The organism is Pseudomonas sp. 86_A (assembly GCF_017491705.1).
GTDB lineage: Bacteria > Pseudomonadota > Gammaproteobacteria > Pseudomonadales > Pseudomonadaceae > Aquipseudomonas > Aquipseudomonas koreensis.
This window is the reverse complement of sequence record NZ_JAFGYS010000016.1, coordinates 160698-184989: the sequence shown is the minus strand read 5'-3', so window position 1 is coordinate 184989 and position 24292 is coordinate 160698. Positions and strand designations below refer to the sequence as shown.

Here is a 24292-nt window from a genome sequence, read left to right as displayed (position 1 = left end):
CATTTCTCAGATCAAGTGATTACGCTTGGCGAAATCGCGCAAGTGCACCGCTGATTTCACGGCGAGCTTGGTCATCAGGCGGGTTTTATAGGTACTGACGGTCTTGTGGCTCAGGTGCATGTCGGCGGCAATCACCTTGTTCAGTTTGCCAAGCGCCAGTTGCACGAAGATGCTCAACTCGCGATCGGACAATTGATCGATCATCTGCTTCTCATTGGCGAGCACCGGCTTCAGGGCCCCGGCACCGCTCGCCAGCGAAGCGAAATAAGTGTGTCCCGACATGACCGCCTGAATGGCGTGGTGCAGTTGTTTGAGCTTATTGGTTTTGGCTACATAAGCCCGTGCGCCAGCCCGCAGGCAACGATCCTGGTAATACAGCGGCTCGTACGAGGTGAACACCAGAATCCGGCAGTCAAGATGATTGGCCCTGATCCGGTTCATCACCTCCAGACCGTCGAAAACCGGCAAACTCAGGTCGAGCACCAGCAGTTTCGGCTTGTACTGGCGAATCATCTGCACCACTTCGTTGCCGTCCGATGCCTCGTGAATCTGCTTGAAGCCCTCGGCTTGCAACACGAGCTTGACGGCAGCACGCACCACTGGATGATCATCGACGATCAACGCTGACTTCATGACCACTCCCGATGCAAAGGCATGACGACCGCACCCTGTTGCCGCCGGTAGCGGATACAAGGGCTGCGCCAAAGACTGTTGCACGGGTCTGGTGACGAATCTACCTGTCAGGTCTGACAGTTGCAGCAACCGACTATTTGTGCTCAAGCGCGACGTTGCAGGACCGGAACCTGGCTCCAGCGCTGGCACGCGGGCTCGGTGCGCACGTCAACCAGCGCCATCAATTGCTCGATGATTGCCGCATTGGGCAGTGCGGCATGACTGACCTGCGCGTTCTCCTGCGCAAACCCGGGCGCCTTCTGCAGCGGAGCCGAGGGCTCGTTGTAGATCAGGGCGTAACGCACATGCGGGTTGTTCAGGAAAAACCCGAGCAGATCCAGCGAACCCGCCGCCAGTTCGGCGTTGATGACCACGGCATCGAACGGCTCGCAGCCGTATTCCACCAGCGTCAGCAACTCCAGCAGGCTCTGTACCGGAGCAACGCGGTAGTACCCAAGGCCATTAAACAGGCGCTCGATTTTCATCCGGTGAAAATGCTGCGAGTCGGCAATCAGGATGCGCAAGGTTTTGTCGATCATTGTCGATCTCCCGAAAGTGGTGGTTGCAGAGTGCGGCCAGCGTACGCAAGACAACGGGCGCGCTCTGTAGGACGTTTCTTAAAAAACCGGTTATTCATCTGAGCGCAGGGCGTGACCGCGTTGCTGCAGCCAGTGCAACAAGTCGCCCCCGGCCATCGGTCGCGCATACCAGTAGCCCTGCCCCAGGGTGCAGCCCAGCGCCAGCAGTTCGCGGCGCTGCGCGTCGGTTTCGATGCCTTCGATCACCACCGCCATGCCCAGGGTTTCGCCCAGCGCCAAGGTGCTGCTGATCGCCGCCCGGCAACGTGGCTCGTGCTCAAGGCTGCGAATGAATTCAGCGTCGAGCTTGATTTCGTTGAACGGCAACTGGCACAGGCGCTGCAACGAGGAGAACCCGGCACCGAAGTCATCGATGGACAAGCGACAGCCCATCATGCGCAACCGCACCAGCGTCTCAAGGCTGGTGGCCGGCGCTTCCAGCAAGCCGCTTTCGGTCAGTTCGAAGGTCAGGTTCGAACCTGTCACGGCATGCCGCGCCAGCGTGGTTTTCAGACTGTTGGCCAGCTCCGGATTAGCCAATTGCACGGTTTGCAGATTGAACGCCATGTTCAGCGCAAAGCCCTGGGTCCGGGCGCGCTGGTGCAGGTTCAATGCCTGCTCCAGCTGGGAAAACAGCAAATCGTCGAGCAAGCCACAGCGTTCCAGCACCGGCATGAACTGCGCCGGGGTAATAATGCCTCGGGTCGGATGCAGCCAGCGACAAAGCACCTCGACACCGCAGACTTCACCGGTGTGCAGGTTGAACTTGGGTTGATACCAGGCGTGCAGTTGCTGCTCGGCCAAGGCCTGGCGCACAGCACCTTCGCTGGCCAGCGCCACGGTTCCGCGCGGACAATCGGCAACGCTCGGGCGGTCAATGAACTTGCCCAACAACTCCGCCAACATCTGCGCATGCATCGGTTTGCCGACATCGCCCAACAGGTCCAGGCCGAGCAGCGTCACCATCTGATGCACCGCGCGGCGCAGATCCGCCGACAACGAACTGCAGATGATCACCGCCTTCACTTGCCCCGACGCGCCTACCCGCTGCAGAAATTCCAGGCCATCCATGCCGTCCATCTGCAGGTCGCACAGGGCGATGTCGACCGTGCCGACCTCGTCGAGCAGGGCCAACGCCTGCGCCCCGTCACTGGCTTCGAACACCTGGTGGCGCCCCAGACTCTGCAGCATGCTCACCGCCACCGAACGCTGGAACGGGTGATCTTCAAGCACCAGGATACGAAGCGGCGGGTTGCTCATGGTGGTGGGCTCGTTGTGGTTGAAAGGCCTGTGAGTGTCCGCTGCCTGAGCGTTTAACTCCCGAGGAAAGGTCTGAAGCTGCGTGGGAAATTTCCTAAACATCGAGTTGCTCCAGCACAGCGCCAAGGCTCTGGCGATCCGGTGTACGCAGCATCAACAGCTGCCGTCGCCCAGTCGCGAATATCGTCTCGGCGCGGAGCTGACCACGTTGGGCATCGTGGATCACGCCATGGCGGATCTGTGGACTGCCCTGAAACAACCGCACCGGATCAATTCCCGCGGCGGCAATCAGTTCGCCATTGATGATCATCAGGTCGTATTGCTCGAACGGGTCATGGGCGTAATGCGTCAACGCCAGCAGTTCACGAAACGAACCAATCGGCGTGAGATTGCGATAGCCCAGCTCGTGACAGACTCGAGCAATTCGGGACTGCAGAGCGGGCTGCTCTTCGACGATCACGATTCGCCTGCATTTGTAGGACATGGAAATTAACGGTGTGGGAAATGTGCTGAACACGCTAACCAGAACCCATGAGGATCTATGTAGGACAAGTCCTAAAAACAGGCAGAAATCTCTGGAAAACCGTCAAGATCGCCGCACAGGTCTGACCCAGTGCGGCGATTTTTCTTACCAGAGGTAGCGATAGCCCAGCGTCACACCGAAAGGCTGCTCGATGTCATTGCCTTTGGCGTATTCGGCATCCAGGGAAATCTTGCTCTTCTCGCTGACCTGCAACACGCCACCAAAACCCAGCTCGATGCGGTTGCCCGGCAGTTCGGCATCGAACGTGTTGCCATTGACCCGCACCTTGCTGCCGCCCGCATGCTCGGTAACGTAAGAGGCTTTGACGTAGGGCTGGGCTTTCATGCCGTTGCTCAGTTCCAGGCTGCGACCAAACAACGAGCCGACGCGGCTTTGCAGCGAATCGAGGTCATCGGACTTGACCCGCAGCCCGTTGCTGGCGGTGTAGCTCGCGCCCTGGACGCGGGTGGCGGTGATCTCGACTTGTGGCTCGACGAACCAGCCGTCCTTCAGCGCAATCCGTTTGCCCACCTCGATGTCTGCACCGATGCCGTTGGTGTTGTAGGACGCTTTGACCGACTCCCCCAGATTGCTCGGGGTCTTGATGTCGTTGTCGAAGCGGCTGTACTTCAACACGCTGTCGACATAGATGCCGTTGTCGTTCAGGTAGGTGGCGTAAATGCCGAACATCCGACTGTCGATTGCGCCGGACGCGCCCTCGCCGAAGTCCATGTCCGAACGGGCCGTGCCGAGCATGCCGCCGACGTAGACTTTACCGCTGTCGAGGGCGAATGCCTTGTCGGCACCCAATTCCAGGCCGCTGATGTCCTGACGGTAGGCACGGCTGGAGTGCTCGCTGACATCGAGTCGCTTGCCGATGGCGCGGGTCCAGATGCCGCCGTCATCCTGGCCCATGCGCAACTCGCCCAGGCGTTTGACCAGTGCGTTCATTTGCGCACTCCACAGGCCGGCCCCGGCGGTGTGTGCGGCAATCGCGGCGTTGCTGCCTTTGGACAGATGCTCCGGCCCCGGATCCACTGGACGCGGCGGGGTTACCGGATCCACCGGCTTCACCGGATCGACGGGCGTTACCGGGTCCACTGGCTTGCCGGGATCAACAGGCGTTACCGGATCTACCGGTTTGCCGGGGTCTACGGGCGTCACTGGGTCAACCGGTTTTTCCGGGTCTACGGGCGTGACCGGCTCCACAGGAATGCTCCCGGCACTGGCCAGCACCCAGTCATTGCCTTGCTGCTGCAAGGTGTAACGGAACGCACCGGCATCGACATGCCCGCCATAGAGGCCGAACTTCGCGCTGCCGCCATTGGTGTCCACCAGCAGCAGACGCCCGTCCGCCGAGGTCGGTTCGCGGCCCGAATCGCCGACGATCAACGTGTGGTCGCCACTGGCCAGACCAGCGCCCTGCACCACCAGCAAATCATCATGCTGACTGGCGATATCGGTGTTCATCAGAATGCTGCCGCTGCCGGACAAGGCGTTGACCGTGAAGGTCTTGAAACTGCCATCAGTGCTCGGCACAAAGGCCAGACGACCGCCGTTGAGGGTCAGCGAGTCCACGGTTTTCACGCCGTTGTCCATGACATTGACCGTCCCCCCGGCCTCCGCAACCACGCTGTTGGCCTGCGCGCCGCGGTACAGATTGATCTGGCCGCCGTTACTCACCTTGCTGCGGTTGGCCGTGCCGGTGTCGTAGACACTCTGGGTGCCGCCCTGAACCTGAGTGTCATTGGCCACCGCACCACCCAACAGACCTTGGCGCAGCGTCTGTTCGCCGCCGGCTTCGATCACGCTGCCGTTGGCGACGGCCATGTTGATCAGGTTCTGCACGCCGTTATTGCCGACCTGCGTGTCATTGGCAATGGCCATGACATCCAGGGTCTGCACGCTACCGGCGTTGATCACGGTGCGATTGGCCGTAGAGCGGGTGACCGTCTGCTGACTGGCGTTGAGTACGGTGTCATTGGCAATGCCATTGGTACCGACCAGTTGCGTACCGCCGTTGTTGACCACGGTGCCATGGCTGACGCCGCTGGCGATATTCTGCGTCGCACCCTCGACCAGGGTGTCGTAGCTCACGCCATTCAGAAACACACTTTGCTGGCCACTGCCGCTCACGGTCGTACGATACGCCGTGCCGTTGGTGCCGATCGATTGCAGCCCGGTGCCGACACTCTCGTCATAGACCACCGCACCGCTGTTGACCGCGGCGGTATAAGCGCTGGCATGCAAGGGCAGCAGAAAAGCCATTGCGACAGCAATGGGCGTGCGTTGAAACGAGGGGGCGAAGGCTTTCATGAGCAATGACCTCTGGTGTGCCCTTTCAGGCACCGGAATTTTTCGGACAGAGTCAGAACCACGGTGATCGACAGTTCCTACTCGCAGAGGTCAGCAATTTAGAGAGGTGGGAAGCTTTTCTGAGTAGGAAAATTCCCTTTGCTTGTAGGAAATTTCCCAAGAGAATCCAAAGGGCTTGACCGCCCGATGTCCCTGAAGCAAGCGAGCCCGTTGCAGGCTCGCTTATCTGACATCAGTTACGTGATCCGACTACCGACGAGCCGTAGGAGATAATCACCTCCACCCGACGATTGAGCTGACGCGCGTGGGAACTGCCGTTGTCGGCAATCGGAAATTGCTTGCCGTAGCCCTTGGTGATCAGACGATCAGCGCTGATGCCCATGCGCTTGAGCGCGAACGCCACCGCATCGGCACGCCGCTCCGACAGACGCTGATTGAAGTCATCGCTGCCCACGTCATCGGTGAAGCCTTCGATCCGCACTTGGCGTTCCGGGTTGGCGGTCAGGTACTGCGCCAACTGCTCGAAGTTGCGCTGGCTGCCGTGCTTCAGATCAGCCTTGCCGGTGTCGAACAGCACGTCACCGAAGGTCACCACTTCGCCGCGCTCGGTCTTCTGCGCCTTCATGGCCTGCAAGGCCTTGAGCTGTTGCGTACGCACGTCCAGTTGCACCTGCGTGCGTTCGGCATCGATCTTCTTCAGGCCGGCTTCGGCCTGACGCATGGCGATGGTCTGCTCGGCGACGGCGATTTTCTGGCTCGCCAGATAGGTCAACTGCTCGACATCCGGCGCCTTGCGATCCTTGAGCGAGGCCTGATCGGCCTTGTTCAGGGCGATGAACGCCTCACGGGTTTCGATGGCCGCCAGGGTGTTCGATTCCGGCTTGTGTTGCAGCGCCGCGAACTGTGCGCGGGCTTGTAGCAATTGCGGGTTTTCCGGCGGTGTGGCGCAGCCGGCGAGCACCAGCGCGCACAGCGAAACGACGGGCAGTAATTTGAAATTCGACATGAATCGTTCCTTATTGAGCGCTGGCGGGCGGGTTGAAACCGGTGGCCGGGTCTTGCAGCATTTCCTGCTTGAGCACCTGAATGCCGCTGCGCGCATCGACCAGTTGTTTCTGCCACTTGACCGCCCGCGCCTTGCGTTCGGCGAGGTTGGCGTCGGCTTCGATCTGTTCGGCCAGGGTTCGCGCCTGAACGTAATCACGTTCCCCCATGGCGCGTTCCATCAGAAACATCTTGTCCTGAGCGGCTTTCATTTCCAGTGGTGCGTATTGCGTTGCTTCGGCAGACACCGCGCGATTGACGGCATCCCTGGACAGGGTGATCTGCTGCTCGGGAACCGGCGCACTGGCACAGGCACTCAAGGCCGCCGCTACAACCAGCCCGCTGAGCGACAGTCGCACACGGGAAGCCATACGTTGAAGGGTCATCAACTGCTCCAAAACGATAAAAGGTGAGGTAAACACGGAGGGCTGAGGCGTCGGCAATGCCGGGGATGGATGACGCCTGCCCGTTACGTGCGGCGCCCCGGATGACGCTCAGCGTTGCGCTGAAGGTCGTGGAGGTCGCCGGTTTTCTGAATCAGCCTTTCGCTGAGACATCAGCACGTTAACGAGGCAGGCTCAGTGGCGAATGTAGGAAAATTCGCAAGTTTGCCGTGCAAAACCCAAAAGATCCGCGCGTCGACGTTCAGTCCGCCAGGTACGGTTGCAACTGGGCGGCCAAATGCTCCATGGCCTGCTGCAAGGCATCGACCGCCTCGGTCAATGCGCCCGAATCAGAACCTTCGCAGGCGACTTCCAGCAACTCGCACGCCTGAATCAACGACTTCGCCTTGATGATCCGCGCACCGCCCTTGACCCGATGCGCGAGGTCAGCCAGCCCGGACACATCATGCAGAGTGAACAGGCGCATGAGCTTGGCCATGTCCTCTTCGTTGCTGGTGGCCAAGTCCGTCAGCAGACTCTTGATCGACGCCGGATCACCACGGGTCAACTGCTCCAGGCTGCTCAGGTCGAAGTCAGCGCTGCTCTCGGCGAGGCTGGCATCATCGCCTTCCAGTTCAGGCCGCGATTGTGGCTCGACCGACGCCAGACGCGCGTTCAGGTCCTTGAGGCTGATCGGTTTGAACAGACAATCATCCATGCCGGCCTGCGCGCAGCGCTCCTTCTCTTCAGCCAGTGCGTTAGCGGTAAAACCCAGCACCAGGCTGCGCGGCAGTCCACGCGCTGCCTCCTCGTCACGGATCGCCCGCGCCAGTTCGTAACCGTTCATGATCGGCATGTTGCAATCGGTGATCACCACATCGAACGACTCACTGCGCCAGGCCCGCAGACCATGGGCGCCATCCTCGGCGTCCGTCACCCGGTGGCCCAGATAACTCAGTTGCTGAGATAACAGCAAACGGTTGGCCGGATAGTCGTCGATCACCAGAATATTCAGCGCTTGGCTGACCATCACCGGCTCCACTTCGGCCACCGCCACGCGTGCCTGCGGCGGCAGGATCGGCAGGCTCAGGCGCACCTCAATCTGCGTGCCCTGGCCTGGCTCGCTGGACATCGTCAGCGAGCCGCCCATCATTTCGCACAGGGTGCGGCTGATCACCAGCCCCAGGCCGGAACCACCCTGTGGCGACGGTCCTTGATTGGCCGCCTGCGTGAACGGCGTGAACAGGCGCTGCTGGTCTTCGGCGCAGATCCCACGCCCGCTGTCCTCCACGCGCAGGCACACCAGCATTCGCTCGCCCTGCGCTTGATCGACGCGCACCTGCACGCGGACCTGCCCCGCGTCGGTGAACTTGATCGCATTGCTCAACAGGTTCGACAACACCTGCTTGAAACGCAGCGGGTCGATTAGCACATCAGCGTTGACCAGCGCATCCAGATCCAGTTGCAGGCGCAAGTGTTTCTGCCGCGCCAGCCCTTCGAATATCCGTACCACCGACTCGATCAGCTCGCGCAGGTTGGCGCGTTCCGGGGCCAATGAAAGCCGCCCGGATTCGATCCGCGCGATGTCGAGGATATCCCCGATAAGGTCCAGCAGGCCCCGTGCCGCCCCCGAGGCCACTTCGATGGCAAAGCGATCCAGCACCCCTTGGTCGGCTTTCTTCATCGCCAACTCAAGCATGCCGATCACCGCATTCATCGGCGTGCGGATCTCATGACTCATGGTCGCCAGGAACGTGGTCTTGGCCCGGTTGGCATCGTCGGCGCCGTCCTTGGCAACGCGCAATTGCTGCAACAGTTGCTGACGCTCACTGACATCGATCCAGCCGGAAATCATGCCGCTGACTTCGCCATGACTGCCTCGGTACGGCAGCATCCAGTGATAAATGGTCAGCACCCGACCGTCCGCCAGGCTGAGCTGGCGATCTTCGATTCGCGCAACGCCCGACTGCATGACCTGCCGGTAGTCCTCGGCATAACCCCGAGCCTCGGCGGCATTGCTCAGCACGCCGTCAGTCACGGTCTTGCCCACCACCGCATCGCGCTCGACACCAAACACTTGCAGGTAACCGCTGTTGCAGGTCACCAGTCGCCCCTCGCGATCGCGCACGTAAATCGGATGCGGCGTGCCATCAATCAACACCCGCATGAACTCCATCTGATCGTTGAGGGCCAGCTCGGCCTGGCGCCGCTTGCGTATCAGCATGCGCAGGTAGGCAATCCAGCCCAGCGCCACCAGCAGCAACACACCGGCGATGACAAACCCTTGAATGATCGCGCTGCGATGCCGCAGCCAGTAGCTGCTGTCGACGACCACCTCGGCACGCCAGCGGTTGGTCAGTTCATCCATTTCTTCCGGGGAAATGCTCAGCAGCGCCTTGTCGAGAATCGAATACAACTCCAGTGCGCCGCGATTGGTCGCCAAGGCGATGCGCGCCGGCTGGGTCCCCACGGTGCTGCTGACCTGCAACTGGCCGCGATACTGACGAGAGATCAGATAGCGGGCATTGATCAGCGAATTGATCGCGCCGTCGACCTTGCCCGAAGCCACCATGCTCATCGCGTCGGCGGCGTTTTGCGCCGTCACCAGTTGCACCCGGGGATACTGCTCCACCAGGTATTCGTGCAACACGTTGCCGCGAATCAACGCCAGGCGTTTACCGGCCATCTGATCCAGGGTTTGCGGGGCGGACCCGTCAGTGGTGGTGACCAGCACGAACGGCGTGGTCAGGTAAGGCCGGGTGAAACGCAACTCGCTTTCACGCTCGGCACTCGGGGTAAACGCCGCGAGCATGTCCGCTTTGCCGCTGCTCACCTGGTCGACCAGTTGGCTGACCGACTCAGCCCGTTGCACGTCGAATTTCAGGCCGGTGCGCAGGCTGATTTTCGCCAGTACGTCGGCACTGAGTCCGCGAAAGTTGCCATCGTCGTCGAAGTAAGTCAGCGGCAGAAAATTCTCGTTGATCGCCACGCTGATCCGTGGATGACGATCCAGCCAGCGCTGCTCGCTGACACTGAAATGCAGGGTCTGGCGCCCGGGCATGGTCGCCCCGCCGGCACTCCAGCGGCGCAGAATGCCCATGCGCTCGCTGGTGGGAATACTGCTCAGTGCCGCATTGAGGATGCGCAACAGGCGGTCATTGCCGCGACTCACCGCAAACGCGAAGGGTTGCACCTCCATGCGGGAAAAGTCGCTGAGCTGAACGTTGTTCAGGTAATTCTTGCTGATCAGGTAATTGGAGCTGATCGAGTCCCCCAGATAGACGTCTGCCTGACCGAACGCCACCGCGCCGATGGCGCTCAGGGTCGATGGATACAACTGGATGCTGGCATGGGGGTAGAACGTCTGCACCGCGTCGGGCGGCAGATAGTGGTAAAGCATCGCGACCCGCTTGCCGGCCAGATCCACAGGCAGGTTCTGTTTATCGCCAATGCGCGTCACCAGCGTCGGTTGATCATCGGCGTAAGACGTGGACATCGATAAATCGGGGTCAGTCGCCTCATAGCCGTTCGCCGTCCCGAGCATGTCGATCTGGCCGCTCTTGAGCGCCGCCAGAACCTGCGCGCGCGAATCAAAACGGCGGACTTCAATGTTGACGTGCAGCAGTTGCGCGATCAGTTGCGCATAGTCGGCCGTCAGCCCCTCGTAGTCGTTGCCGTTGCTGGTGATCGCAAACGGCGCGTAGTCGGGTGCCGAGGCGCCGAGCAACAAGGTGGGGCGATGCCGTAGCCAGGCCCAGTCGGCTTCATCGAGGGCAACCGAGTATTCGTCGACGATCGAGCGCCCCAACACATGCAATGTTTCAGGCGCTGCCGTGCAGACACTGGCCGCCAGCCAGGTGCCGCACAACACCAGGCCCGCCAAGAGCTTTTTGACAAGAGTATTCATCTAGACCAGGTTGTTGCGTTTGGCGAAATCGGCAAGGTAGACCACCGATTTGACCTTGAGCTTCTCGATCAGGCGGGCCTTATAAGTGCTGACGGTCTTGTTGCTCAACAGCATCGCGTCACCGATTTCCTTGTTGCTCAGGCCATTGGACAACTGCTGCAGAATCGTCAACTCGCGATCGGACAGGCTCTGGATCAGTTCCAGATCCGTGGCATCGACATCGCTGCGCCGCACCGAACTGGTGGCCAGGTTAGGGAAGAACGTGTAGCCGTCCATCACCGCCTTGATGGCCTTGATCAACTCATCCAGGTCATTGGTTTTGGAGATATAGCCCGCCGCGCCAGCCTTCATGCAACGCATGGAGTAGAACAGCGCCGATTGCGAGGTCAGCACCAGGATCTTGCTGGACAGCCCCAGCGCACTGATCCGCGAAATCACCTCCAGCCCGTCAAGCTTGGGCATGGCGATGTCCAGAATGATCAGGTCCGGGGCGTGTTCACGGGCCAGTTGCACAGCATCTGCGCCATTGTCGGCCTCCGCCACGACCTCGAAGTGTTCTTGTTTCAGCAGCATTTTGACCGAGGAGCGAATGAACGGATGATCGTCCACAACTATCGCTTTGAGCATAAAAACCTCTGGAGAACACGCCGGCAACCGACATCGTCAATGCCATGAATAAGAATGGAACAACAAGCCAGTCCATCCGTGCAGCAAAAATACACGAGCGCGACTGAAGTGTAGGGAATTTCTAAAAGGGTATGAGGCAAACCTGACGCATTCAGCCAGCGCTGCCGGGCATCGCCAGCCATTGCAGCAAATCATGCCCGCTCATGGGTCGCGCCAGGTAGTAACCCTGGCCGGTTTCACACCCCAGTGCGAGCACCCGGTCACGGATCTTCAGGCTGCTGACGCCTTCGATCACCAGGCGCATGTCCAGCGACTGCGCCAACACCCGTGTGCAGGTGACCATGGAGCGATTGCGCGGATGCCCCAATCGCTGGACGAATCGGCCATCCAGCTTGATTTGATTGAACGGTAGCTGACACAGCAACTTGAGCGATGAAAAGCCCACGCCGAAATCATCCACCGCCAGGCCGCAGCCCAACAGTCTCAGACGCAGCAGGTTTTCATGGATGGCCGGTGCGCTATCGAGCAAACCGTTTTCCGCCAATTCGAATACCAGTGCCGAGCCCTTGAAAGAATGTCGTTCCAGGGATCGTCTGATGTGCTCGATCAGTTCATGACCGGCCAGTTGCGAAGCATGCAGATTGAGCGCCAGGGTCAGGCTCACGCCTTGCCGGCGCAGGATACCCATCAGGCTCAGCCCCTGCTCCAGCAGGTGTTTGAACATCTGATCGATCAGATCGTAGGCCAACACCGCCGCCAGAAAGTCACTCGGCAACAATACGCCCCGCGCCGGATGCTCCCAGCGTGCCAGCGCTTCGACCCCGACCACCGCGCCGGTGCTCAGTGTGATCTGGGGCTGGAACCAGGCACGGAACTCGCCCAGTGCAAGCCCGCGCCGCACCTCGTCTTCACTGGGCAATTCCTGGCTCGGCACAGTCGGCACAGGCACCACCCGGGCGAGTCGGTAGCGCAACAGCAAGCGGCGCAAAGATCGCAACTGAATCGGCCGGTTGAGGATTCCCAGAAGATGCAGACCTGCAAGCGTTGGCATGTGACCCAGGGCGCGATGCAACTCCGGTTGCAATTCGCTGCACAACACCACGGAGCGCACCATGCCGCTGTGGCTGGCGCAGCGCAGAAATTCAAGGCAATCCAGACCTCGTTCGGTCAGGTCGCACAAAACGATGTCAACACCGCCGCGCAAGTGCAACTGCACCATCGCCTGCTCGCCGTCAGTGGCCTGCAATACATCGCGCACGCCCAGACGCTCGAGCATCGTGACCAATACGCTGCGCGCGAAACCTTGATTTTCCAGCACCAGAATTCGTGGGGAGGCCATCATCAACTCATCGCTTAATCGACCTGAGAGCAGACATATTGGCAATCGTCACGGCTGAATCCTGAAGGACTTGTCTGGCCGGCTTGTAGGAAATTTCCCAGCGACAGCACCCGGTCTGGCTTTTTACTGCGGCCAGGTTGCGTCAGTAGTAAACAATCTGCACCACCATGATCGCTTCGAATGGTCCGACCTTGGGGTCGCCCAACGGCACGACCGATGCGCTGAACGGCACATCGATATGGCTCACGTCTGCGGCAAAACTGGCCAGTGCAAAGGGCTCATTGATCGGCACGAGGGTGTTGCGCGCATCTCTGACCTGAATGCCGAACTGACTGTCGGCGGTGGGCAAAATGGTGTAATCGCCCTGCTGCTGCGGGGTGACGAACGTTGCACCGACGTTGATCGCGCTGCTGCACTTCTTCTCCAGCGCCAGGCTGAACGGCCGTGTGGGATTGGGCGGCGACAGGCCCGTGGCGGTTTTCTGGATCACTCCGAAATCGACGATACCCGGCTCGGGCGTTACCGTTACATCGACGGTACAGGCGGTACCGACAATGTTCTGCAAACCGCTGAGCTGGAAACGGAAGTTGCCAAACGGGTTGCCCGGCCCCCCGTTGAGGCCGTACAAGCCGTCGAACTGGAACACGTCATAGGTGTCTTGCGAGGGCCGCTGTAACGGCAGCAACCCACGTTTGCGGATCACCACTTGAAACGCAACGCTGGGGTTAACCAGCGAGCACGGCAACATCTCGGCATCATTGCTCGCCGATGGGCAGCCTCGCGAGATATAGCCGGTGTTCACCCCCTGTGTCGGGTTGGCGCTCCAGTCACCGTCCCAGGCGGTCATGCCCTTGTACACCAGGCCGAATTCGATGCCCCAGGACGTCGCATTGAGCCCCGCCGGGTTTCCGTAGAAGTAAATCGGATCGTCTTCGCGAAAATGAATGTCGTGGACCTTCCAGCACTTGGCCGGGACCACGTGGGTTTTGGAGCGCCAGATGATCGTGCCGTCCGGCACCGTATCGGGCACCGACACGGGACCGATGTATTCACTCAGGTAAGCGCCATCGTCCAGCGATTTGCAAAACATCGCCCAAGAAGCCTGGGAAAACACCAACAGCAATGCCGCCAGGCAGAGCCTGACCAGCCGGGACTGGCGGCAGCGCCCGCCTTGGCGATTCATGGTTTGACACCGCTGCAGACATTCGCCGCACAGTTGAACAGCGTGTCGGTCTGGCCGCCGAAGTCATTCATGTTCGACACCCGCAGCGTGGTGAACGCCGTGCTGGTCAGCGCAAACCGGGCACTGCCGCGAGGCGCGATCATGATCGTCTCGATCGGCATTCTGGTTTTTTCCGCACCGGCGAGCAGCCCGACCACAGTGATGTGAAAAGGCGTCGGGTTGTCGACCAGCAACTGCTTGCCGACCGGATCGATTTTCAGCTTCAGGCCCAACGCCAGGTCGTCGCCCCGCTCGCGCTTGACCGCTGCCGGGCGGTAGAACAGTTTGATTTTCGATTGCAAGGCGATCTGCATCGAATTGACCGCTTCGGTCTTCGGCGGAATTTCACGCACGTTGAGGTAGAACACCGACTCCCGATCTTTGGGCAACGCCAGTTCAGGCAACTTCACGATACGCAGTACGCTGCTTTCACTGGGCTCGATGCGCTGCAACGGCGGCAGCACCATGAAGGGGGTCGTGACCTTCTGGCCCGCTTCGTTCTCGATCCACGACTGCACGACAAAGGGCAATTGCGTGTTTTTGTTGCTCAACGTGACGCTCACCGACGGCGCGCTTTCCTCAAACACGATGCGGGTGCGATCCGGGACCACGGCTGCACTCGCCAGCAACGGCATACACAGGCCAAGCGCGAGGCCGCAACGACTGAACACATGACGCGTATTGGCAAACAAAAAAAACTGCATGAGGGTGCTCCGCAAGACTGGGAAAGGGGTAGTGTTCAGCGCCCGCTCAGAGGCACTGCACGGGTTTGGCGATGTTGGTCACCACGTTCTCTTCAGGCAGCTCGGCAAGGGCGCAACGCTGGCTGTCTGCCCACACGGCCACCAGTTCGGCCTGCGCCTTGACGCCCAGCAGATAGGTCACGCCGGCTTCGCCGACAATGCCCACTTCCTTGTTCGTGACCCGGTCCTGTACCGATGCGCCAAAGGGCACCGGTTTGCCGTCGCTGCGCATCAGCGCCACATAGGCGTTGTGGCCACGGGCCGTAGAAAAATTGACATAGCCGATCGCGCCCTCGGTGAGCGCCAGGCGCTGGACCGGGTTGGAGACTTCGGTGTCCAGGGGCAACTTCTCCATGTTGATCCGCGCCTCGTAGGCCTGAAACGACGGCAGTCCGTCCATCACCGCGTAACCGGCCTGGTTGGAGCGGGTCTGACCGGTGAACGCCACGTCCGGCACGCCATCGGTGGAGACCAGCAGCCGGGTATCACCATTGGAGCCGTTGCCGTGAGCCGACACGCCGTAACGGGTGGCGACCAGCGAACTGTCGAGTTCAGCCGTCAGCGAGCGGTAGGTGCTGCCGTCGGTGGTGGCCGAGGCGTTGGCCCGGTAGGTCGAAGCCCGTTTGCCGACATAGGCGTTGACGTAACGGCTGTCGCCGAGGCCGCCGTACACCTGATAATTCAGGCCGTCGCCGTCGTCATGGCTATAGCCGACGTTGCCCGACGGCGCTGCCGACCCCGAGCGTTGAACGTTGCTCGACAGCATCGAGTTGCCCCCCAGTGGCACCGTCACCCCGACATAGATCTGCGAATCGCTCTGTAGCGCATTGCGCGTCTGATAGGCGGACAGATTGACGTTGACGTTCTTGACGTTGCCCACGGAAAAACTGCGTGCCAGTGACAGGCCGAACCGGTCGGACGGCGCCGCGTCCCAATACGTGGAGTGGTCGTAGGAAACGCTCGTCGAGAGCCAGGAAAACTGCTTGGCCAGTGTCACCGAGTAACGCTGTTTGCCGGAGTTCAAGGCGTAGGAATCGGGGTCACCGGCGAACTGCGAAAAGTTGGTGAAGGTCTTGTCGGAAAAGCGATAGCCGAGGAAGCGCAGGTCGGTGCCAATGCCATCGAAATGCTTGGAATAGTTGATCCGGTAGGAGTTGCCCACCACCGTTTCGCCGCTCCAGCGCAGCTTGGCGCGGGAAGTGGTGACGTCTGCCGACAAGGCGCCGAACACCCCCAGATCCTTGCCCAGACCGATGGCGTCGGACATATAGTCCGAAGCGGCCAGGACACCGCCATAGACCGTCCAGTCCCAAGGCAATCCGTAGGCCACTTCCGAGGAAAGGAACCCCGGCTCGCTGCCACCGGCGCCGTTGAGTCGTGGCTGACCGGCCGAGACTTTGTAGCGCAGTTCCCCCTCACGGGACAGAAACGGCACCGCCGCCGTGGTCACGGTGAACGTCTGCTCGCTGCCGTCTTCTTCACGCACAGTGACGTCCAGCGTGCCTTGGGCACTGCTGTTCAAATCCTGGAGGCTGAAGGCGCCGGGGGTGACCGTCGTCGAATACAGCACCCGGCCCTGCTGCGACACCGTGACTGTCGCGTTGGTCCGCGCCAGCCCGCTGATCAGTGGCGCATAACCGCGCAGGCTGGGCGGCAGCATACGGTCGTCGCTGCTCAACGTGGCGCCACGCAGGGCGAAGGTATCGAACACGTCGGAATTCAGATAATCCTCACCCACCGAGAGTTTCGAGCGAATGGCCGGCAAGGCGCGATAGGCATAGAGGCGGTTCAACTGGAACGCCTTGTCATGGATGCCGCTGTTCTGCTCGCCGGACGCCTGGCGGGCCTGATAGTCGGCACGAATCCGCCAGGCGTCCACGTTCAATCCGGCGGTGCCGTAGCTTTGCAACGAACGGCCGCTGCCGGAAGCGCCGGAAGCCGTGGACTGGCGGCTGTTGGCGATCACCCGGTAGTCGAGCAATGCACCGTCCAGCCCGTCGCGCCAGGCGGCCGGCGGAATGTAATTGGGGTCGTCATATTCAAAACTGGCCTGGGGCAGGCTGATCGAGAGCCGGCCCAGACTTTTGATGTACTTGATGGTTGCGTTATCGATGGCGCGCACGTCCACGCATTGCCCTTGGGCCAGGCGTGGCAGGGTCTTCAACACTTCAGGCTTGAGACCGAACATCTCCACCAGCGAGGGTGGCAGGCAGGCATAACTGTCCTGCGCGCTGTCGCCAGGTTTGAATTCGATGGAGCGCGTGCCGAAGTAGCGCTGGTTGACGGTGATGTCCAGCAGGTAACTTCCGGGCACGGTGTATTGGGCATGGGTGAACTGCCCGAGGCTGATATCGTCTTTACGGTCGATATTCAGGAACTCCGAATTGAACTCCACGGCGCTTGCAGAACGCGCACAGCAGATCAACACGCAAGACACGAAAAGTGTGCGGCAGTACACGGGCAATACCCTTTAAACAGTGCTCGGAGAATAAGAAAAAAGGGGCTTTCACCCCTTTCTTCTAAACAGCTGATACGGGCGTATCAGTTGTAGGCAACGGTGAAGTTGGCAACGCTGTCCGCTTCACCGGTGGTGACGGACGCGGCGGTGGCTTCGTACATGGCGGCAAACGTCACGGTGTTGTTGCCGTCCTGCAGCACCACCGGCGCGACCTGCTCCTTGCCGTTGTCGAGCATTTCGCCGGCGCTGGCCTGCAAGCGGATACCAACGTTCTGCGCCAGACCGGTGGTCGCGAACAGCGCAGGCACCGATGGGTCCTGTACGCCGCTGAAGGTAAAGCGGGCGTTCTTCTGAGTGGTGGTGTCACAGTCGGTCAGGACGATGTCGAACTTGACCGGGTCGGAGCGATCGCCGGTCGCCTTGAATCGGTTCGACGGAACCTGACCCAGAGAAACGGTTTGATCCAGAGAATTGGCGTCGATACCGCAGGCACCGGAAACGATCTCACCGATAAAACGCACGGTGCCCGGGTTGCCGGTAGCGGGTGCAGCGTTGGCGAACGAAGCCAGACTCATGGCAACGGTAGCGGCGGTAACAGCGACAAGCTTTTTCATGGTGTGCATCTCTTGGGATAGTTATTTATTCGGCCCAGCGGCCTGGCTTCCCGAATCATTCAAGTCAGCACCGCGGTTTGTCGGTTGAAGCGACAAACCAGCGTTTACGTCTACAGCTCAAGCCCCCCATACCGCTGGCAATTGCCACCGGTACATGCCTGGCTGAACCGCTTAAAACGTTATGCCGAACAGAGTCATCAGAACGCCGGGCATCTCTGCTCCGGAGAAAATAATGAGTGATGCACACCGCTGAAAATGTAAGCCCTTTCCCCCCAAGCTGTAGGACATTTCTCGCCACCAGACGCAGTTTACTCGGTGGTGCTCGGGCTCCAGAACGCCTGCACCACCAGCGCCGACGTGGAGATCCGCGCCACCAGGGCGTCCAGTTCGTCGCCGTCCACCGAGGTGGTCGCCAGCGTCGCTTCGATCTCGATTTCATCGGCGCCGAAGGCATGCACGTCGATGTCGCTGGCCGGGTAGTTGCTGCGTTCAAGTTCCGCTTCGAGCAAGGCGAACACCGCTTTCTGCTGCGAACGCCGGGCGATCACGTAAACGATGTTGGTGACTTCGGCCGAGACCACGTCCAGTGGCTGGCGGTTGATGTTGTTGACGATCGGCCGCAGCAAGGTGTTGGCGGCCAGAATGAACAGCGTGCCGAGCAGCGCTTCGGCCAACAGGTCGGCACCGGCACAGGCGCCGACGGCGGCTGAGGTCCACAGGGTGGCGGCGGTGTTGAGGCCGCGCACGTTGCCCTCTTCGCGCATGATCACGCCGGCACCGAGAAAACCGATGCCGGAGACCACGTAGGCAACCACCCGCACCGCGCCTTCAGCGCCGCCGAGGCGGTTGGCCATGTCGACAAAAATCGCCGCGCCGACCGCCACCAGCACGTTGGTGCGCAGGCCGGCCGTACGCTGGCGGTACTGACGTTCGAAACCGATCAGACCACCGAGGATGAACGCCGCGCTGAGGCTGACCAGGGTGTCGAGCAGTGACGTGAGGTTGAGGTTGTTGATGGCTTGCATAGTCTTGTCCTTGAAAACACCCGAATCCCCTGTAGGAGTGAGCCTGCTCCGGGCGGCGTTCCGACGATAGCGCTGTGTCAGTCGCTGAAATGTTGACTGACAGATTGCTATCGTCGGAACGCCGCCCGGAGCAGGCTCACTCCTACAGAGGCAGCATTACTGCCAGCCGAACCGACGGATGTAGAAGCCTTTCACCGCCTGGGTCAGCGCCATGTACGCCAGCAGGATCACCGGCAGGAACACGAAGTACAGCGACGGCAGCGCCTGCAGCTTGAAGTAGTTGGCCAGCGGCCCCATCGGCAGGAAGATCCCGACGGCCATGATGATCCCGGTCATCACCAACAGCGGCATGGCTGCACGGCTTTGCAGGAACGGAATCTTCGGCGTGCGGATCATGTGCACGATCAGCGTCTGGGTCAGCAGCCCCACCACGAACCAGCCGGACTGGAACAGGGTCTGGTGATCCGGGGTGTTGGCATCGAATACATACCACATCAAGGCGAACGTCAGGATGTCAAAGATCGAACTGATCGGGCCGAAGAACAGCATGAAGCGACCGACATCACCCGGCTGCCAGCGTTGTGGCTTTTTCAGCATCTCCTCATCAACGTTGTCGAACGGAATTGCGATCTGCGAAATGTCGTAGAGCAGGTTCTGCACCAGCAGGTGCATCGGCAGCATCGGCAGAAACGGAATGAACGCACTGGCCACCAGCACCGAGAACACGTTGCCGAAGTTGGAGCTGGCGGTCATCTTGATGTACTTGAGCATGTTGGCGAAGGTCCGGCGCCCTTCGAGCACGCCCTCCTCCAGCACCATCAGGCTCTTTTCCAGCAGGATGATGTCGGCCGCTTCCTTGGCGATGTCCACCGCGCTGTCCACCGAAATACCGATGTCGGCCGTGCGCAGCGCCGGGGCGTCGTTGATGCCGTCGCCCATGAACCCGACCACGTGCCCGTTGCCCTTGAGGATGCGCACGATGCGCTCCTTTTGCGACGGCGTCAGCTTGGCGAAGACGTTGGTTTTTTCCACCGCCACCGCCAGTTCGGCATCGCTCATGCGCTCGATATCGTTGCCCAGCAACAGGCCCTGTTGGGCGAGGCCGACTTCACGGCAGATCTTCGCGGTCACCAGCTCGTTATCACCGGTCAGCACTTTGACCGCCACACCATGCTCGGCCAGAGCCTTGAGCGCCGGCGCGGTGCTTTCCTTCGGTGGATCAAGGAACGCCACGTAACCGATCAGCGTCAGCTCCTGTTCATCCGCCAGGCTGTAAGTGTCGCGACCTTCGGGCATCGAGCGGGCCGCCACCGCCACCACGCGCAAGCCTTCAGCGTTGAATGCTGCGGTGACCTGACGAATCCGGGTCAGCAATTCATCGCTCAAGGCTTCATCGACGTCGCCGTGACGCACGCGGCTGCACACCGCCAACACTTCCTCCACCGCGCCTTTGCAGATCAGCAGATGCGGCTCGCCACGCCCCTCGACCACCACCGACATGCGCCGGCGATTGAAGTCGAACGGGATCTCATCGACCTTGCGAAACGCCGTGCCGACTTTCAGTTCACGGTGGATTTCCACGTGTTCCAGCACCGCCACGTCGAGCAGGTTTTTCAGTCCGGTCTGGTAGTAGCTGTTGAGGTAGGCCATTTCCAGCACGTCATCGGAGTCGTCACCCCAGACATCGACATTGCGGGCGAGGAAGATCTTGTCCTGCGTCAGGGTGCCGGTCTTGTCGGTGCACAGCACGTCCATCGCGCCGAAGTTCTGGATCGCGTCCAGGCGCTTGACGATGACCTTCTTGCGCGACAGGAACACCGCGCCTTTGGCCAGGGTCGAGGTGACGATCATCGGCAGCATTTCCGGGGTCAGACCCACGGCGATCGACAGTGCGAACAGCAGCGCTTCGGTCCAGTCGCCCTTGGTGAACCCGTTGATGAACAGCACCAGCGGCGCCATGACGAACATGAAGCGGATCAGCAGCCAGCTGACTTTGTTCACGCCCATCTGGAACGATGTCACGGCCCGGTCAGTCGCCCCGACCCGTTGCGCCAGCGCGCCGAAATAGGTGCTGTTGCCGGTGGTGAGAATCACCGCCACCGCCGTGCCGGACACCACGTTGGTGCCCATGAACAGGATGTTCTCCAGCTCCAGCGGATTGCGCGTGTCACGGTCGGCCTGACGCGGGAATTTCTCCACCGGCATCGATTCACCGGTCATCGCCGCCTGGCTGACGAACAGGTCCTTGGCGCTGAGCACCCGGCAGTCGGCGGGAATCATGTCGCCGGCCGACAGCACGATCAGGTCGCCCGGGACCAGTTGCTTGATCGGCAGTTCGACGCGCGGCTCATCGCGGCGCATCACCGTGGCGGTGTTGCTGACCATGGCCTTGAGCGCATCGGCGGCCTGGTTGGATTTGCTTTCCTGCCAGAAGCGCAGCAGCGTCGACAGCAGCACCATCGAGAAAATCACGGTGGCGGCCTTGAGGTCTTCGGTCAGCCAGGAGATCAGCGCCAACAGGGTCAGCAGCAGGTTGAACGGATTTTTGTAGCAGTGCCACAGGTGAGTCCACCATGGCAGCGGCTGCTCGTGTTCGACTTCATTGAGGCCGTACTGCGCGCGCAGTGCGTCGACTTCAAAGTCGGTCAGGCCGTCGGTGTGGGTGCCCAGCGAAGACAGCAGTTCGCCGCTGTCGCGATGCGCCGCATCGACCAGGGTATTGGCCAAAGTGGGCGGCACTTCACGGCTGACCGTGGTGTCGTTGATCGATTCCAGCAGCGCCAGACGGCGGAAGTGCCGGGCGATGTGGCGTGTGCGCAGGAAGCCTGCGAAAAATTCCTTGAGCGTAAGTTTCATGGCTGTTGCCCCTGTGGTCAGCCGGGAAACCGTCGAGCAGGTACGGCCGCGCCTCGTCCACCGGAAAAACCGGCACGGCAAGGCTTGGCGCGCCGGTCTGGAAAGACAGGCGTGTCGATAGAGTTGCGAGGACGACCCGAAGGTCGAAACCACACTTTTTCAGTGTCGATGAGAAGGACGTCGGGACATGGTCTCAACTGACCATGATCGGGATGCCGCTGCTCGCTTTACGGCGAGACAACGGCAGAGAAAGGCTGCGCGTTATCTTGCCGAGAATCTGCCGGTTACCGAGACCGGCCGACAACTGTCACTCGAACAAGTACCCACTGTGGGTCTCCGCTATTGATGAAAACGCGCGAAGCTTACGCCTCGATGTCTGGAGAGTAAACCCGTGTAAGGAGGTGTGTCAGGGATGTTCAGGAAGGGTTCAGGTTTCGGATTTTCAGCATGTCTGATGGCCCTATCGCGAGCAGGCTCACTCCTACAGCTGTCCTGCGTGCACAGAACATTGTAGGAGTGAGCCTGCTCGCGATAGCGGTATTACAGACGACGCAAAGCTCAGCTGGCAGCTGCCAACAACAGATCCGCCATCGAACGATGCCCACGGTTCTTGCCATGCTCATACAACGAACCGGCAATCTCGTCCGCGCGCACCGGCAACACCGACAGCAGCGTGTCGCTCAGACCATGGCTGGCCTGGCAAAAGCCCTGCATGTACAGGCCGGCCTTGCAGCGTTCGTCGGTGATCAGTTTGTAGTTGCGATCAACCTCGAAGTCGCCCAGATACTCTTGCAGCGGTGCCAGCAGTTTGCGGTGCATCTGGCGCTCGTAACCGGTGGCCAGCACCACCGCGTCGTAGTTGCGCACAGTGACTTCGCCGGTGGCGTTGTTGCGCACCGCCAGTTCGATACCATTTTCGGTAGCGGTGGCGCTCTCGACGGTGGTCAGGGTGCGGAACGCGTGACGGGCGATGCCCGAGACTTTCTGGCGATAGAAGATGCCGTAGATGCGTTCGATCAGGTCGATGTCCACCACCGAGTAGTTGGTGTTGTGGTACTCGTTGACCAGACGCTCACGCTCGGCGCTGTTTTGCTGGAACACCAGATCGGTGAACTCCGGCGAGAACACTTCGTTGACGAACGGGCTGTCGTCCGCCGGCTTCAATGCCGAGCCGCGCAGGATCATGTCGACCTGCACCGACGGAAACGAATCGTTGAGATCAATGAACGCTTCCGCAGCACTCTGCCCGCCGCCGATGATCGCGATGCTCATCGGTTGATTGTTCACGCACGGCTGTTTGGCCATCTGCGACAGATACTGCGAGTGGTGGAACACACGGCTGTCACCCTTCAGCGCCTTGAACGCTTCAGGAATCCGCGGCGTGCCGCCGGCACTCACCACCACCGAACGCGCGGTGCGGACAAACTGCTGGCCTTCACTGTCGCGGGAGATCACGCGCAGTGCTTCAACCTGATGGTTGTGCAGCACCGGCTCGATGGTCAGCACTTCTTCGCCGTAGCGGCTCTGCGCGGTGAACTGACCGGCGACCCAGCGCAGGTAGTCGTTGTACTCCATGCGGCACGGGTAGAAGGTGCCGAGGTTGATGAAGTCCACCAGACGGCCGTGGTGCTTGAGGTAGTTGACGAACGAGTACGGGCTGGTCGGGTTGCGCAGGGTCACCAGATCCTTGAGGAAGGAAATCTGCAACTCGCTCTGGGTCGACAAGGTGTTGCCGTGCCAGCTGTAGTCGGCCTGCTTGTCGAGGAACAGCACATCCAGCTCGCCGTGGGTCGGGCCGCGCTCTTGCAGAGCGATGGCCAGCGCCAGGTTCGAAGGGCCGAAACCGACGCCGATCAGGTCGTGAACGATGGGCGATGCAATTGCCTGAGTCATTTCCAGTGTCCTCTGGATGAACCCCTCAACAAGGGGAAAGGAGAGCCTAAGTGACCTGACCGGCCCTTGAGCAGGACAGCAGGTCGTCTGTTGAGTAGGAACGAGGACAGTGAAATAAAATTTAACGACGCCGGCTCAATGGGCATCCCATTGCTTGATGCGCAGGCGGCAATGCTTCATCGCATTGACGATGTGTTTTTCCACCAGCGCCTTGGAAATGCCCAGGTGCTCGGCGATCTGCGGGTGCGACAGGCCTTCGATCTTGCGCAGCAGAAAACTGTCGCGGCACAGCGGCGGCAGTTCCGCCAATGCGCGCTGGAGCATTTCCAGACGCTGACCGTGATCGAGGCTGCCGTGGGGTGACGGGATGAAATAGCGCTCTTCGCTGTCGAGCACTTCCAGCGGCTCGACCTGGCGCAAGGCGTTGCGTCGATGATCGTCGATCACCAGATTCAACGCGGTGCGATAAAGAAAGGCCCGGGGTTGCTCGATGGGCGTGTCGCTGGAGCGCTCCAGTACCCGCACGTAAGCGTCATGCACCACATCTTCGGCGACCTGACGGTTGCCCAGCTTGGCGTTCAGGAAACACACCAGCTCGCGATAGTAGTTTTCCAACATGACTCCCGGCCGCCTCGATGCGGATTCGATCCTTGAGCACACTGATCGACGGCTCCCGAAAACGGGTAGCAAGATAGTGGCAACTTGAGGTGCGTAATTTATAGTAATTCTCATATAGATTTAAAGTGGCGTTTGTCGTTGCCCGTCAAATAGTGCCGTTCTATACCTGTAACATCCTGTGTCTTCGCTTAAATTCCCCTCCGCGCTCGTCGTT

18 protein-coding genes are annotated in these 24292 nt (G+C 60.5%); all 18 read right to left on the bottom strand.

The window, feature by feature from the left end; genetic code table 11:
- Positions 1 to 6: 6 nt before the first annotated feature.
- On the bottom strand, positions 7 to 633 hold the full coding sequence (locus J5M57_RS23775; RefSeq protein ID WP_207849600.1) for a response regulator transcription factor: 627 nt from the start codon (positions 631 to 633) through the stop codon (positions 7 to 9).
- A 143-nt stretch (positions 634 to 776) separates the two neighbouring features.
- A complete protein-coding gene (locus J5M57_RS23770) occupies positions 777 to 1211 on the bottom strand; it encodes a chemotaxis protein CheY (RefSeq protein ID WP_207849599.1) in 435 nt (144 codons plus the stop codon).
- Between the two features lie 90 nt (positions 1212 to 1301).
- Positions 1302 to 2510: an EAL domain-containing response regulator gene (locus J5M57_RS23765; protein WP_207849598.1), complete on the bottom strand. Its 1209-nt coding sequence runs from the start codon at positions 2508 to 2510 to the stop codon at positions 1302 to 1304.
- Between the two features lie 94 nt (positions 2511 to 2604).
- Positions 2605 to 2970: a hypothetical protein gene (locus tag J5M57_RS23760; protein ID WP_169841255.1), complete on the bottom strand. Its 366-nt coding sequence runs from the start codon at positions 2968 to 2970 to the stop codon at positions 2605 to 2607.
- A gap of 168 nt (positions 2971 to 3138) precedes the next feature.
- Positions 3139 to 5349 (bottom strand): autotransporter outer membrane beta-barrel domain-containing protein, encoded by a 2211-nt coding sequence (locus J5M57_RS23755; RefSeq protein ID WP_207849597.1) that lies wholly within the window; start codon positions 5347 to 5349, stop codon positions 3139 to 3141.
- Between the two features lie 232 nt (positions 5350 to 5581).
- Positions 5582 to 6355 (bottom strand): OmpA family protein, encoded by a 774-nt coding sequence (locus J5M57_RS23750; RefSeq protein WP_064586836.1) that lies wholly within the window; start codon positions 6353 to 6355, stop codon positions 5582 to 5584.
- Positions 6356 to 6365: 10 nt separating this feature from the next.
- Entirely contained in the window at positions 6366 to 6779 is a 414-nt protein-coding gene (locus J5M57_RS23745; RefSeq protein ID WP_169840736.1) for a DUF4398 domain-containing protein, read from the bottom strand.
- A gap of 259 nt (positions 6780 to 7038) precedes the next feature.
- Positions 7039 to 10683: a transporter substrate-binding domain-containing protein gene (locus J5M57_RS23740; protein ID WP_207849596.1), complete on the bottom strand. Its 3645-nt coding sequence runs from the start codon at positions 10681 to 10683 to the stop codon at positions 7039 to 7041.
- Complete coding sequence (locus tag J5M57_RS23735) at positions 10684 to 11310, bottom strand: response regulator transcription factor (RefSeq protein WP_064586833.1); 627 nt, start codon at positions 11308 to 11310, stop codon at positions 10684 to 10686.
- 151 nt (positions 11311 to 11461) lie between these two features.
- Positions 11462 to 12649, bottom strand: coding sequence for an EAL domain-containing response regulator (locus J5M57_RS23730; RefSeq protein WP_207849595.1), 1188 nt, complete (start codon positions 12647 to 12649; stop codon positions 11462 to 11464).
- Positions 12650 to 12791: 142 nt separating this feature from the next.
- The gene (locus J5M57_RS23725; RefSeq protein ID WP_207849594.1) at positions 12792 to 13832 is read right to left on the bottom strand and encodes a fimbrial protein; all 1041 of its coding nucleotides are present in this window, start codon (positions 13830 to 13832) and stop codon (positions 12792 to 12794) included.
- Positions 13829 to 14575, bottom strand: a complete 747-nt coding sequence (locus J5M57_RS23720; protein ID WP_207849593.1) for a molecular chaperone — start codon at positions 14573 to 14575, stop codon at positions 13829 to 13831. The genes J5M57_RS23725 and J5M57_RS23720 overlap by 4 nt, the downstream gene beginning before the upstream one ends.
- A gap of 46 nt (positions 14576 to 14621) precedes the next feature.
- Positions 14622 to 17009 carry a fimbria/pilus outer membrane usher protein gene (locus J5M57_RS23715; RefSeq protein WP_347709574.1) on the bottom strand — a complete coding sequence of 796 codons (2388 nt, stop codon included), beginning with the start codon at positions 17007 to 17009 and terminating at the stop codon, positions 14622 to 14624.
- A 146-nt stretch (positions 17010 to 17155) separates the two neighbouring features.
- Entirely contained in the window at positions 17156 to 17686 is a 531-nt protein-coding gene (locus J5M57_RS23710) for a fimbrial protein (RefSeq protein ID WP_064586829.1), read from the bottom strand.
- A gap of 308 nt (positions 17687 to 17994) precedes the next feature.
- The gene (locus J5M57_RS23705) at positions 17995 to 18711 is read right to left on the bottom strand and encodes an MgtC/SapB family protein (protein ID WP_083366436.1); all 717 of its coding nucleotides are present in this window, start codon (positions 18709 to 18711) and stop codon (positions 17995 to 17997) included.
- A gap of 156 nt (positions 18712 to 18867) precedes the next feature.
- Complete coding sequence (gene mgtA, locus J5M57_RS23700) at positions 18868 to 21567, bottom strand: magnesium-translocating P-type ATPase (RefSeq protein ID WP_207849592.1); 2700 nt, start codon at positions 21565 to 21567, stop codon at positions 18868 to 18870.
- Positions 21568 to 22125: 558 nt separating this feature from the next.
- Positions 22126 to 23460, bottom strand: coding sequence for a SidA/IucD/PvdA family monooxygenase (locus tag J5M57_RS23695; protein WP_064586826.1), 1335 nt, complete (start codon positions 23458 to 23460; stop codon positions 22126 to 22128).
- Between the two features lie 135 nt (positions 23461 to 23595).
- Positions 23596 to 24078 carry a sigma-70 family RNA polymerase sigma factor gene (locus J5M57_RS23690; protein WP_064586825.1) on the bottom strand — a complete coding sequence of 161 codons (483 nt, stop codon included), beginning with the start codon at positions 24076 to 24078 and terminating at the stop codon, positions 23596 to 23598.
- Between the last annotated feature and the right edge of the window lie 214 nt (positions 24079 to 24292).